This window comes from Pedobacter sp., assembly GCF_040513095.1.
Classification (GTDB): domain Bacteria; phylum Bacteroidota; class Bacteroidia; order Sphingobacteriales; family Sphingobacteriaceae; genus Pedobacter.
The window spans coordinates 12687-26201 of record NZ_JBEVDX010000077.1 but is presented as its reverse complement, the minus strand read 5'-3'; the positions used below and the strand labels follow the sequence as shown (position 1 = coordinate 26201).

The 13515-nt window shown below is 42.0% G+C and carries 14 protein-coding genes; 12 read left to right on the top strand and 2 right to left on the bottom strand.

What is annotated here, in order from left to right:
• Positions 1 to 42: 42 nt before the first annotated feature.
• From ABWY16_RS09490 to xth, 9 genes are all read left to right on the top strand, one after another.
• Positions 43 to 948: a hypothetical protein gene (locus ABWY16_RS09490; protein ID WP_353904408.1), complete on the top strand. Its 906-nt coding sequence runs from the start codon at positions 43 to 45 to the stop codon at positions 946 to 948.
• Positions 949 to 1005: 57 nt separating this feature from the next.
• Positions 1006 to 1281 (top strand): hypothetical protein, encoded by a 276-nt coding sequence (locus ABWY16_RS09485; RefSeq protein ID WP_353904407.1) that lies wholly within the window; start codon positions 1006 to 1008, stop codon positions 1279 to 1281.
• A 22-nt stretch (positions 1282 to 1303) separates the two neighbouring features.
• Positions 1304 to 1972, top strand: a complete 669-nt coding sequence (locus ABWY16_RS09480; RefSeq protein WP_353904406.1) for a DUF4142 domain-containing protein — start codon at positions 1304 to 1306, stop codon at positions 1970 to 1972.
• A gap of 75 nt (positions 1973 to 2047) precedes the next feature.
• Entirely contained in the window at positions 2048 to 2380 is a 333-nt protein-coding gene (locus ABWY16_RS09475; RefSeq protein WP_353904405.1) for a YtxH domain-containing protein, read from the top strand.
• A gap of 11 nt (positions 2381 to 2391) precedes the next feature.
• Positions 2392 to 2517, top strand: coding sequence for a hypothetical protein (locus ABWY16_RS09470; protein ID WP_353904404.1), 126 nt, complete (start codon positions 2392 to 2394; stop codon positions 2515 to 2517).
• 39 nt (positions 2518 to 2556) lie between these two features.
• On the top strand, positions 2557 to 2802 hold the full coding sequence (locus ABWY16_RS09465; protein ID WP_353904403.1) for a hypothetical protein: 246 nt from the start codon (positions 2557 to 2559) through the stop codon (positions 2800 to 2802).
• Between the two features lie 131 nt (positions 2803 to 2933).
• Positions 2934 to 4463 (top strand): GAF domain-containing protein, encoded by a 1530-nt coding sequence (locus tag ABWY16_RS09460; RefSeq protein WP_353904402.1) that lies wholly within the window; start codon positions 2934 to 2936, stop codon positions 4461 to 4463.
• Between the two features lie 5 nt (positions 4464 to 4468).
• On the top strand, positions 4469 to 9316 hold the full coding sequence (locus tag ABWY16_RS09455; protein WP_353904401.1) for a chemotaxis protein CheB: 4848 nt from the start codon (positions 4469 to 4471) through the stop codon (positions 9314 to 9316).
• 296 nt (positions 9317 to 9612) lie between these two features.
• A complete protein-coding gene (gene xth / locus ABWY16_RS09450) occupies positions 9613 to 10386 on the top strand; it encodes an exodeoxyribonuclease III (protein WP_353904400.1) in 774 nt (257 codons plus the stop codon).
• 37 nt (positions 10387 to 10423) lie between these two features.
• Here the strand turns inward: xth and ABWY16_RS09445 are convergent, their stop codons facing one another.
• Positions 10424 to 10849, bottom strand: a complete 426-nt coding sequence (locus tag ABWY16_RS09445; protein ID WP_353904399.1) for a DUF1810 domain-containing protein — start codon at positions 10847 to 10849, stop codon at positions 10424 to 10426.
• Positions 10850 to 11011: 162 nt separating this feature from the next.
• Between ABWY16_RS09445 and ABWY16_RS09440 the strand changes: the two genes are divergently transcribed.
• The 3 genes from ABWY16_RS09440 to ABWY16_RS09430 all read left to right on the top strand — a co-directional run bounded on the left by ABWY16_RS09440 (position 11012) and on the right by ABWY16_RS09430 (position 12318).
• Positions 11012 to 11395 (top strand): hypothetical protein, encoded by a 384-nt coding sequence (locus ABWY16_RS09440; protein ID WP_353904398.1) that lies wholly within the window; start codon positions 11012 to 11014, stop codon positions 11393 to 11395.
• A 95-nt stretch (positions 11396 to 11490) separates the two neighbouring features.
• On the top strand, positions 11491 to 11724 hold the full coding sequence (locus tag ABWY16_RS09435; protein WP_353904397.1) for a hypothetical protein: 234 nt from the start codon (positions 11491 to 11493) through the stop codon (positions 11722 to 11724).
• 117 nt (positions 11725 to 11841) lie between these two features.
• Positions 11842 to 12318, top strand: a complete 477-nt coding sequence (locus ABWY16_RS09430) for a hypothetical protein (RefSeq protein WP_353904396.1) — start codon at positions 11842 to 11844, stop codon at positions 12316 to 12318.
• Positions 12319 to 12320: 2 nt separating this feature from the next.
• On the opposite strand, the gene ABWY16_RS09425 is transcribed toward ABWY16_RS09430, so the two are convergent.
• A complete protein-coding gene (locus ABWY16_RS09425; RefSeq protein WP_353904395.1) occupies positions 12321 to 12902 on the bottom strand; it encodes a helix-turn-helix domain-containing protein in 582 nt (193 codons plus the stop codon).
• Positions 12903 to 13515 lie beyond the last annotated feature (613 nt).

Genomic DNA, 13515 nt, shown 5'->3' with positions numbered 1-13515 from the left:
ATATTTCCTTTTTAACTGATAAAACCTTTTACTATTTGCCGTATGAAAGAAGCCTCCACCTTTAAAGAAATTTTAAAGCAACAAATAAAAAAAGGTGATGTTGCCGCAGTGGTTAACTATGATAATTATATTAATCTGTTATTATCGATTCATAAAGACAGCAGTGAAACATTTAACTGGGATAATTTTGCCGGAAAGCCAGAACCTAAACTACCGCTGCGGCTGTCTGTAAACCAGGATATTGCTGAGCAGGCATATAAGGCCTATGAACCGACAGTACTCGACAAAATGCTGGGGCAGAGCAAAAAAAAACTGAAGGATCTGATGAAGAATACAGAACAGGCTAAACGGTATGATGACCTGATCTATAATGCCGCTCTGAAGGAGTTCAGGGCAGAGCACCAGAACTGGGAAAAAATCCAGTTTATTGCAAAAGGTATCAAAAATGAGGATCCTGCAGCCTATCAGCAGGCCATTGAGTTTTTTAATCCCTTTCAGCAGCTGATCCAGCTGGGGGCAAAACTGCGTTGCGAATCTTTCAGTGAATATGTGATTGCACATCTTAACCTTCACGCTGAGGAAATAATACCCGATTATATTGTCAGCCAGACTGAAGCAGGTAAAGTCCGGAAGAGTCAGATGCCCGAATTGAAATTCAATGAGATCTGCCATCATCATGTTTGTGCCTGTGCTTTAAGAGTTGGCAGGGAGATCTTTGCGCTTTTGCCGGTAAAATGTGTGTTTGTTAATGCTTATTCTTTTCTTCCTGAGAGAGCAGGCGGAGTTAATGAAAAACAGGTAATTCTATCAGTAAAATTTACCCGCAGTGAGTTGCTAAAACTTAATTTTAATGCCCTTAGCGGACCGGATCATCTTGCCGCTTTCTCACATAATATGGATTTCTCGGTTAACAGCGGCTTTTTACCAACACAGCCCGTAACCAATTAAACTGGTGCTGGTTTTTATTTGAACAAACATTAAACCCTGCGGTCTGTTAAATAGGATATGGAATCAACATATATTACAGAAGCCCAGGCTACGCTTCCGGATGGCGAAATTGCCAGGGGACCTATTATCACTACGGATCATGAAACTTTCATTTTCTCCAACGCAGTTGGCACAAGTCATTTAATTCTGGAACTTCAAAAGGGCGACCTTGGCTGGTACCAGTCGGGCGGTTCAGACATTGCCAATGCCGAACAGATGATAGATGAACTTGGTGTGTATATTGACAATCACCTGGGCAACAGCCCGATCGTCGCTAAAATCGGAACGGAGTAATACCAGATAAAATCAAAAACCTATGAAAAAACTAATCATCGGCGCTGTACTTATTACGGCAGCTTATACCATTCAATCCTGCTCGGCAACACGGTCTCCGACAGGCCCTGCAGGCGCTACGCCAGGTTATGGCAGTGCAGCAAATATATCTGCAGGCAGAAATGGTGAGGGTGTACCCAATTCGGGTATTCAGACCGAACCCGTACCCGGAAACGCAACAGATAATTCTGCAGGTGGAGCCGATTCCTTGTCCAATAAAGTAGATGCTGCCAAAAACAAGATCACACAGTTTATCAATCTGGCTGCCCTGACAAGTTACACTCAGGTAGAAGCAAGCAGTATTGCTTTACAGCAGGCTAAAAACAGCTATGTAAAGAGCTTTGCAGCAACGGTTTTGGATGACCATAAAAAGGCAGATGCCGAGTTGAAGGCGCTTGCTGCCACAAGAAATATTACGCTGGATTCTGCTGCAAAACACAAAGATGAGAAAGTGAAACAGCTGTCTACGGTTACAGGTGAAGAACTGGAGTCGGTTTATATTCAAATGATGACAAAGGAATATGAGCAGGCTGTTGCCTTGTTTGAAGATGGAGAAAAGCTGAAAGATCCGGAGGTGAAGGCTTATGCTGCGCAAAACCTGCCGATGCTGAAACTGCATCTGAAAAGTGTTTCTTCGCTGAATAAAAAATAATATCGAAAACCCTTTAGGACTGAAAGTGTTAAAGCATAAAAATCAATATTTTCTTGCCGCTAAAACTGAAATACTATGAAATTGAAACACACAAATTCCCTGATGACCAGTGTTGCACTGATTACAGGTGTAGCCGTGGGGGCTGTGATAAGTGCATTATTTGCGCCTAAAAGTGGAAAAGAGACCAGACGTAATGTTGCTGGTGCAATAAAAGGCATTTTGGGTGCGTCTTTGCCTGAGCGCAGCCTTGAAATTACGGACCACCTGGTAGAAGACCTGCGTACACAGACAAAAGAAAAGGCTGACCTGCTGACAGGTACTCCTGAGGATGGCCTGGATCTGACCAAAACTACAATCAAACAGAAAGGGCCTAAGTCAAGACAGGTACCTGCTGAATCTCAAATCTAAAAAACTGCGTTATGGCTGATAAAAAAGATGATAAAGATCCCTGCTGGAAGAATTATGAGCAGGCGGGAATGAAAACCAAAGCTGGCAAAAAAGTGCCTAACTGCATTCCAAAGAAAGCGGCTGATAAAAAAAAATAAGCTGAAAAAACATTATTTACTATATCAAAAAATTCAAAAATGGAAAACCAGAACAATTCCGGCCCAAACAGTTCTCACCATAATGATCAGCCTGCTGATCCGGAACAATTCAGTGCGGAGCTTAATGATCGTTTGACAAATGATAGTGGAAGTATTGGCTTAGACATAGATGGTACCAATCCAGGTTCCAGGTCTCATCCTATAGATTACAGAACACTGAATGATGTTCCTGAAAATGACAATCCGGAAAATAAAGACCTTTCAGAGGGTAGCGGTCAGAGATAGGTCGCTATCTTCTGCCTGTACCTTTGGTACATTTTTTGGGACTAACTGACCTGTAATCTGATTTTGCTCTGGAGAAGATTATAATTTACCATCAATTTTTTTGGTAGAAAAGTGTCGGAGATTAAATAAAAATGGCGGAAAGAAAGAACTTTGATTCGGATTTTTGTGGCAGTTTAGCACTGCACCATATCAATTCGATACAGGATTACGGGTATCTACTGGTACTGGATAAAAGCGATTTAAGTATTATACAGGCGAGCGAAAATCTTTCAGATGTGCTGCATAAAAGTATTCAGGATCTGGTAGGTACTTCATTAGCTGAATACTTTTCCGAAGAGGAACTGGATAAGATTCTTCAGATTTCAAATGCCGGATTAACGAGCCGGATACCACTTACCCTGACATCTGCAGAGTCTTTTGGAGCAGACAGATTTCAGGTTTTACAGCACACTAAAAAGGACTCCATTCTTCTCGAACTCGAGAAAACAGACAAAGATACAACCAGGAGTTTTACTGAAGTTTTTCAGACTGTAAAATATATCAGTGCTGCTATTGAACAGGCAGAAACTGTGCAGGAGGTGTGTGATACAGCAATCCGCGAATTGCGTAAGCTATCGGGGTTTGATGGTGTACTCATGTATAAATTTGATGGCGACTGGAATGGTACTGTCATCGCTGAAGATAAAAGCAGTAAACTGGAACCTTATCTTTCCCAAACCTTTCCTGCATCTGACGTGCCCAAACAAGCACGAGAATTGTACCTTCGAAATCCCTACCGCCTCATACCAAACCGCGCATACACTCCCGTGCGGCTTTACCCGGTGATCAACCCATTGACCAATGCTTTCACAGATTTGTCTGACTGTAACCTGAGAGGGGTGGCAGCGGTGCATCTGGAATACATGAAAAATATGAATGTGAATGCCTCTATGTCTATCAGGGTCATTCACAATCAATCACTGTGGGGCCTGATCTCCTGTCATCATATAGCGGAAAAATATATCAGTTACGAACTTTGTTCCATTTTTGAATGGTTGTCTGAGCTGATTTCCGGCAGGGTTACACTGATCCTGAATAAGGAAGAGTACAGGTTAACTCATGATCTGCAGGAGAGACGCATTGCATTAACTGACAGGATCTATGCCGAAAACCTTATTACAAGAGCACTTTTAAACGACGACACTGAGAATATTCTTGATCTTTTTAAAGCATCAGCTGCGGTTGTAACTTTGAACGGAAGAGTAGAAGCCAGAGGTGACATTCCTCCGAATGACGATGTGGATAATCTCATGCTCTGGCTAGAGGGAAAGAATATGAATGGAGTATATGCTACAACGCACCTGGCCGGGATTTACGATGATGCTGCTGCGTATGCTGATCAGGCAAGTGGAATCCTGGTTATTCCGATCAACAGTGACAAGGGCGATTTTGTGGTTTGCTTCAGACCAGAGGTGATCGAAGATATTCACTGGGGTGGTGATCCTAACCAGGCTATCAATTTTGAGAAAGACGGTAAAAACTATCATCCGCGCAACTCATTTAAGTTATGGAAACAGACGGTGACACAGCATTCCCTGCCCTGGACTAAACAGGAACTGGAAGTAGCAGAATCACTACGGAATTTTCTTTTTGAATTTAGTACAAAACAGCTGGGGAACTGATATCAATGACCAATAACGGAACTAAAGAACATACTTCGGCCAAGTATCCCAAAAGATATGATAAATACATTGTTGCTATTGGTGCGTCGGCCGGAGGCTTAGAGGCTATCCATGAGTTTTTTGACCATATGCCAGAGAGTTCCAGCTTCTCTTTTATTGTCATACAGCATCTGTCCTCAGATTACAAAAGCCTGCTGGTAGAGCTGGTAGCCAAGCATACCCACATGAAGGTGTTTGAAGCTGCCCATGACATGTTGATCCAGCAGGACTGTGTTTATATCATACCAAACAATAAACTGATGACCGTGAGCAAAGGACGGTTAAAACTTGCAGATAAATCACTGATCAAAGCCCCTAATACTGCCATTGATACATTTTTACATACTTTGGCCACTGATAAAAAAGATAAGGCTATAGCTGTTATCCTGTCTGGGACCGGGACGGATGGGACTAAAGGTATTCATAGTATCAAGGAGTCCGGAGGAATGGTTATTGTACAGGAACCGGGAACTGCAAAGTTTGATGGAATGCCGAACAGTGCTATTGCCTCTGGAAATGTGGATTTTATCCTCCCACCGGATAAAATTTATGAAGAGCTCTTCAACTATGTTCATGAAGAACCCGTGAAAGTGCTTGAAAACGGAAAGGTAGACGAGAAGCTGCTTGATGAGATTTTCAGTAAAGTGCACAAGCAGAGCGGTAACGACTTTAACCTGTATAAAACGCCTACGATCATCAGGCGGATAGGGCGCAGGATGAATGAAAACGGGTTCAAAAAGCTGGATGAATACGTCAGGTTTTTGAACGATAATGAGAAGGAGATCAGAATCCTCGGGCAGGACTTCCTCATAGGCGTAACCAAGTTCTTCAGGGATAAAGAGAGTTTCCAGATGCTTGCAGATACTATCATTCCTGATATCATTAATAATAAAGCAGACCGGGATGTGCTCAAGGTATGGATTTGTGCCTGCAGTACCGGCCAGGAGGCCTATTCTATCGCTATCCTGATCAATGAGTACCTTCAGAAATCAAAAAAGCTTATTGAAGTTAAAATCTTTGCTACGGATATTGATGGCAAAAGCATAGAAATAGCTTCCAGGAACCAATATCCCCAGAGTATCAAGAACGAAGTCAGTCCGGCCCTGCTAAAGAAATACTTTGTGCTGGAAGGCAATTTCTACAGTGTTATTCCTGAAATCCGTAAGCAAGTGGTTTTTGCTAAGCATGACGTGATCAAAGCACCTCCATTTATCAAAAACGATCTGGTGAGCTGCAGGAATATGCTGATCTATATGAACAGCGTGCTGCAGGAAAAGATCCTTTCTACCTTCCATTTTTCACTGAATAAGGGAGGTTACCTCTTTCTGGGCTCCAGCGAAACGGCAAATGCCCTGAAAGAAGGTGTTACTGAAATATCCGGTAAATTAAAGCTCTATCAGAAATCTGCCCCTATCAATTATGCTTCCTACAATACTTATAATACCGGGGGCAGAATGCTTGAGCAGAAGGAGAAGACTAAGCGTAACACTGCAGATCTTCCATTGACACCGGTAGAAAAGCGTTTCAATAAATTTATCACTGCCGATCTTGGATTTGTAGGTGTATTTGTTGATAAATCTTATGTGATCCGTGAAGCCGTTGGCAACTACCGCCAGTTTCTTACCCTTCCGGACCATAAAATTGAACTGAATATCCTGAAAATGGTTCCCAAGGAAATCTCTATTGTGCTGAATACTGCTTTGCGGAAAGTATGGAAAGAACAGAAGATGCTGAACCTGAATAAAATGCGTTTTCATCGTCAGGATGAAGACGTATACCTGAACATCTCGGTACAGCCAGCGGAAGAAGAGGGTGGGTATACGATGATCGTATTTAGTGAAAGCATCACGGAAATTATTCCTGATAAAGAAGAGCTCAGCTTGTTATCACTTAGTGGTGAGCAGCACAATGAATATATTTATGAGCTTGAAGCTGAGCTCAATGAAACCCGGAGCAATCTTCAGCTGTCAGTTGAGGAGATGGAGACCACCAATGAAGAGCTGCAGTCTACCAATGAGGAGTTATTATCCGCCAATGAAGAACTGCAGTCCAGCAACGAAGAATTGCAGTCGCTCAATGAGGAGCTGCATACCCTGAATACTGAGCACCAGTTAAAGATCAAGGAGCTGGTAGAACTGAATGATGATCTTGACAACTATTTCAGAAGTACGGATATCGGACAGGTATTTGTAGATTCAAGTCTGCATATCCGTAAGTTCAATCCAGCGGCCATCCACATGGTCAATATGATTGATGCGGATGTTGGCCGCTCTATTGAACACATCTCAAACAATATACAGGCAGAAAACTTGTCCGGGGACATCCGTTCAGTACTGTTAAGCAGTCATATTGTTGAAAAAGAAGTAGTGCTTAAAAACGGAAGCCGGAGCCTGATGCGCATCATGCCCTATCTGCGCAAGGATAAGAAAAAAGATGGTGTGGTGATTACTTTCGTCGATATCTCACATATCACCGAACTCAACAACATGATTACCGGTGTATTTAACGCAAGTTTAAGCGGTATCCTAGCCTTCACTGCGATACGAAACCATGATCATTTCATAATTGATTTTAAGTGTATTTCCTTTAACCATGCTGCCCTGGAGTTACTGCACATCAGCAAGGAAAACCTGACCAATGCCATGCTTGTGAAGCAAATTCCACAGCTGACTGATGGTAACCTGTTCCAGAAATATATCAGCCTGGTAGAAAAGGGATCAGCTATTGAAACAGAATTTGTGGGTGCTGATGACAAGTGGTACCATCTGGTGGCCGTAAAAATGGCGGATGGTTTTGCGGCTACGCTGACTGATATTACCAGTCAGAAAACCGCCGAGCAGAAGTTGAAGAGAAATTATGGTGAACTGGTAAAGACCAGGGAGATTCTTAAGAAGCTGAATACCGATCTGGAACTGAAGGTTCAGGAACGAACCCGGGAACTTTCCGAAAGTGAGGACCGCTTCAATCAGGTATCGAGGGCAACTAATGATACCATCTGGGACTGGAACCTGGCAAACAATACGATGTGGCGCAGTGATAACTTTACGTCGATGTTTGGTTATCAGCAGGACAAACACAGCAATACCATCGGTTTCTGGTTTGAGAAAATTCATCCTGAGGACAGGCAAAGGGTACGGGACAGCGTATTTGAGGCCATCAACAGCCATCATAAACAATGGTCTGCCGAGTACAGGCTGCTAAAAGAAGACGGAACATATGTGATTATCCTGGATCGCGGCAGTATCATGCAAGATGATTTTGATACACCTTACCGTATGATCGGCTCTATGGTTGATATCACCAGGCTGGTAGATGCAGAGACAAAACTTAGTTCAAGCGAAAAGAAATTCAGAAAAGTTTTTGATTCCAATGTGATCGGCATGTTGTTCTCCAATCTGGATAATTTCAGGATTGATGATGCAAATGATGCCTTTCTGAATATGATTGGATATACGAGAGAGGACCTTGACCTTATCTTATCATGGAAGGACATTACACCTCCTGAATTTATGGAAATCTCTCAGCTGGGGATTGAACAGGTGCGGAACAGTGGTGTTTGCCGGCCATTTGAAAAGCAGTACACACGCAAAAACGGGGAGAGGATTTCTGTGATGATCGGCTCAGCTTTGCTTGATGAAAGCAATGTAAGTGAGGTTGTTACCTATGTCATCAATACCACCGAGCAGAAAAGAATTGAGCAAAGGCAGGCAGAACTTCAGCAATTGATTTCGAAGCAGCAGGACGAGTTTTACAGCATTTTTAAAAATGCGCCTGCAATGATTACTATCCGAAGGGGTGCGGAACTGTTGTATGAGTTTACAAATAATGCATTTCTGGAATTTTTTGGAGAACAGGAGTATATTGGCAAGCCATCGGAGCGTATGCTTTCTGAAATGCAGGAGGAAAAAATCCGTGAAATGGAACGGCATGTGATGCAAACTGGAGAAACCTTTGTTGCAAAAACATTCCTGATCCAGCGTTTAAATAAAGACAATGAACTGTCGGACTATTGGTTTGACCTCATCTTTACGCCTGTATATACTGCGGATGGAGAGATTGACGGGATTGCATTTTTTGGCTTTGACGTGACTGACCTGCTCAAGGCACAGCAGGCTACCAAAGAGCTGATGCAACGGAAAGATGAGTTTATGAGTATCGCAAGTCATGAGCTGAAAACCCCGATTACCAGTATCCAGGGATTTTTGCAGCTGGCGCTTAAGCTGGCTAAAAAATCGCAGTCTGGCGATCAGATGCTGAACTTTATCGAGAAGGCAAACCGCCAGCTCGTCAACCTGACATCACTTGTAAATGATCTGCTGGATGTGACGAAAATACAGGCTGGTAAAATGCAGTTTAATTATGATCACTTCCGTATAAAAGAGCTGCTGGAAGAATGTATCGGGGACATTCAGAATACTGGTAACCATAATGTTATTGTAGAGCATGCAGATGATGTAGAGCTTTATGCTGATCAGCACAGGATAGAACAGGTGGTTAATAACTTTCTTTCCAATGCCATAAAATATTCTCCTGATCACAAAACAGTAATTGTCTTTACGGCAATCATTGGGGATGAACTGCGGGTTACGGTAAAGGATTTCGGTTTGGGTATTCCATCTGATAAGACAGAACAGGTTTTTGATCGTTTTTTCCGTGTGAATGATACTTCGTCAATGATTTCCGGTTTGGGATTAGGCCTGTATATTTCATCGGAGATTGTGCATCGGCACGGAGGTACTATCGGTGTGGACAGTATATTAAACGAGGGTTCGGAATTTTGGTTCCAGCTGCCCTTGCACAGTAACCTGAATTAAAATGTAAAAGAGAGCAATCTCCCGACTGCCCTCTTTTATCCAGTGAAAAAACACTCGTGAATTTTTAAAAACACACATGCTGAGTCCATCCAGACGAAACACCATACAAAGATAAGATTTGACGGTTAGGGCAATTACGTAATCCTTTTGGCAAAACACCCCTTTGTTTCTGCGGCGAACCGCAGGGAAGCAGGTATAGATATTTCCCTGCCGGTATTTGTTCTATTGTATTTTCCTGTGTAAATCTGGCTTGATTTTTATAGGTTTACCGAACATTCACACCTAGGTTTTTACTGATGAAAATAGCAACGTATAATGTAAACGGCGTTAACGGACGTCTTCCTGTTCTGTTGCGCTGGCTGGAAGAAACAAAGCCGGATATAGTTTGCCTGCAGGAACTGAAAGCTCCCCAGGAAAAATTTCCTGAACAGGCGATCCGGGATGCGGGCTACCATGCGATCTGGCATGGACAGAAAAGCTGGAATGGTGTGGCTATCTTATCGCGCAGCGGAGATATCAGGGAAACCAGACGCGGACTCCCGGGAGATCCGGAAGACCTGCATAGCCGTTACATTGAAGCTGTTGCTGATGGTATTGTGATAGGCTGTTTGTATTTGCCAAACGGTAATCCTGCACCGGGACCCAAACTTGACTATAAATTGAGCTGGTTTGAGCGCCTAACCCAACACGCTGCAGAACTGCTTTCTTCTGACCGTCCAGTGGTGCTTGCGGGCGACTATAATGTGATACCCACAGAGCTGGATGCCTATAAACCGGAACGTTGGGTGGAAGATGCGCTTTTCCGTCCGGAAGTGCGGGCGGCTTTTAAAAAGCTGACCGATCAGGGCTGGACTGATGCTTTGCGTACAATGCACCCTGATGAAGTAATTTATACATTCTTTGATTATTTCCGTAATGCCTATGGCAGAAATGCTGGTTTACGTATAGACCATTTTCTCCTGAGTCCACAGCTGGAAGGGCGACTGGTAGCAGCTGAAGTAAATCATAATGTAAGGGGTTGGGAAAAGACGAGTGACCACGCGCCGGTTTGGATTGAGTTATCGGAGTAAGGTTCAGGATACAGCAGATGTCTTAATGGGATTGCAATTATTTTTTAATGATCTGTAAAGTTTTCTGATCTTTTACTCCTTTAAAAAACTTTTCCAGTACAGCCTCAAATACCGGGTTCGTATCCGTAACTGATGCAAAGAGTGTCATAGATGATTTTAACTTCAGGTCATCAGGACTGCCGAATATTTTATTGGCGTCGTTTGATTCAAGTTCAACCAATTCTTCTGAAATTTTAACGATCCTCTTTCCCAGAATGGGGTGTTGCAGGTAAAGCTGTGCTTCTTCAAGATCTTTGATGGCATAAAACCTGGATGTTTCAGTTGATCCCAGACCGAGGATCTGAGGAAAAATATACCACATCCAGTGGCTGCGTTTTCTGCCACTTCTAATTTCTGACAATGCAGTTTCGTAATCTGAATTTTGCGCGTCAATAAATCTCCCGAGGTTGTATGCTGTGGCCATGTGATTGTGTTTTGACAGATGTTTATTTGATATCCCTGCTTATAACCAAACAATTGCGGAAAGGTTTTCTGAAAGTATTTTTTGAATGAGAATGCAGAACTGCAAAAAAATGAGTTTTCCACATAAGTTGTAATACTAAAAATATTAGTATAAATTTGAGGTATGGATTTAACAGAGGACCAGCAAAAAAGTCTGGTATCCATTCTGGATGAGTGGGTACAAAACAGCAGAATTATCAAAAATATTCCTGAGCAGTCTTGCTTTGTATATTACTTTGAGGGGAGGGTACACTTTAATCTCAGGCTGCTGCATGAAGACTATATGCTGAAGTTTGTCTTCTGTAATTACCGGAGCTATGTGAACACCCTGATAGACCATATTCAGCCTTCCCTGAAGAAGTGGCTGATCAGGAATACTATGGAAGAATACAACTTCAGTTTTGAATTCAGTTCTGCTGCTGAGATCAGCGCGAGAGAGATCAAGGTTGAGCTGAAGGGCCATTTTACCATGAAAGAAGCTCAGCCTGAGCAGCGCAGGTACTCCTGAGGGGAGTTGCTCTTTATGCTGATTCCGAGTCTTTCAGGAATTGAATCAAATCAAAAGCAGGCTGTTTTTGTTTTAACAGCATAACCCCAGATGTTATGAAAAAATATGAGTTTACTGGTGAAATCCAGGGGAAGTACCGACAGATAGAGATATCTCCCATTGCGAGTCTGAGAAGCCATTATTTAATACATTGGGACGGTTTTGAAGTTGGGGTCATTAAGAGGGAAAATGGCAGATGGCATACTGATCATGAAGCTTTGATTGGTTTTACAGACCAGCTGGGTAATTTTATAGAGCAGAAAGAACCTGAAATTTCGGATAGTGAGTAAATGGAAGGATGGCTGCGCATAATAACAGGTTACTGTTATTGGTGTAAAAATGCTGGAGTATAGCAGATTTATCTCAATTAGATACTACATTAGCTTAAGCTGATTATGATTTAATTGATGATGAATACGCAATACAAAAACTCACAGACAGGATGGTTAATGCTGGTCCTTTTTACACTAATTCCTATTCAGATTACTGTCTCCTATTTACGATTAGGTCAGGCGCATGTACCAACAACTGTATTTGTGATTTTGCTTGTCCTGTTTATTGGTTTGATTATTACCTTTTATAAACTTACTGTGAAAGCTGACAAGGAATGTATCCATTTGATCTATGGGCTTGGACTTGTACATATCAGGATTCGGCCGCAGGCGGTTACTGAAGTTAAGATTGTAAATACGCCCTGGTATTACGGTTATGGAATCAGGTTCACTCCAAAGGGAATGTTATATAATATTCAGGGCTCTTCAGCCGTTCAGATGACTTATCTGGACAGTAAAACTACAAATGGCAAACTGAAGACTGTTATGATCGGGACGAATGATGCTTCAGGTTTGCAGAAGTTTTTGCAGCAGGAGTATGGCCTGATTTAGCATTACTGATCATTTTGATCCCTGAAATACACATAAACTTCTCTGTCTGCCATTTCCCCGTTTTTCTTTTTTAATTTTCTCTTTTCACTCCTTAATTTCTTTGTTTCGACCAGGTAGTTGAGATTCTGAGACACTTGTTTACTCGACAGATTTATTCCGCGTTCCGCGCAGGCGTCTCTAACCTGCCATCCATATACTTCTTCTTTGAAAAGATCTGTTGGTAACAGTTCCTGTTCTATGAAATAGGAACTTTTCCTCGCTGCCTTCGTTTCCGTGAAATATTCAGGATTGCCTTTTTTGAATGTATTATGAAACTTTTTTACGGCAGGAGCATTACGGATGGAATCCGAGATCAGATAAGCTGGATTGAGGATCTGTGTCTTCCTGATTTTCAAAGGTACAGCAATCTTTTCTGCTATTTCAGTTGTTAAACCTTTTGTTCCGTTCGATAAAGCATAAATATGGCTTTCAGAGATGCCGGTGAGTTCGGCGAAGCCTGCAATCTCCAGGCCGATGGTATTCATTATATGGTTGATTCTGTTGCTGAAGCCTTCTTTTTTATTCAAATCAGTATTCTCTTCCATGTTCAAATGGAATGAATAACTTGTCCTAAAAATTATTCATAAAATTTGTTTTTCAATTTTATGTTGTTACCTTTACTATATAAACTTAATTCAGGCGATATGATGCGTATTTAAGAACAAACGTAATTCCCTAATTTGTGAAATACTTGTGATCAGTTATTTAATCAGGACTGCTGTACACATGCTGACGGGAACACCAATAAGAGATCAGCAAACGCTCATCAGCTATCTGATGGACCAGTCAGGGAAACTGCTTGTAATGTAGTAAGGCGACAAATGTAAGTTAAATAAATCTTGCTTTAGCGGGGCTGTAACCGAAATATATTATGAGAAAAAAATAAAGGCAAAATGTCTAATGGCTGTGCTTTGCCCAAAAAACCTTCTGGTAAACAAAATTATAAACCCTACAAAAATGAAAAAAACAAAGGTTCATTCATTGCGTACAATTCCAAAACCGCCTGATTAAGCAGTTGCAAAGCGGCCGTATTTAGGTTGGTTATGGTAATGACGGCCGCTTTGTATTTTTAATGCCCAGGCAATTCTACTTCCCGGTAAATAACTTACAACCATCATGGGTCAACGGTCTCAAAAAAAATTACAGTCCTCATGATCG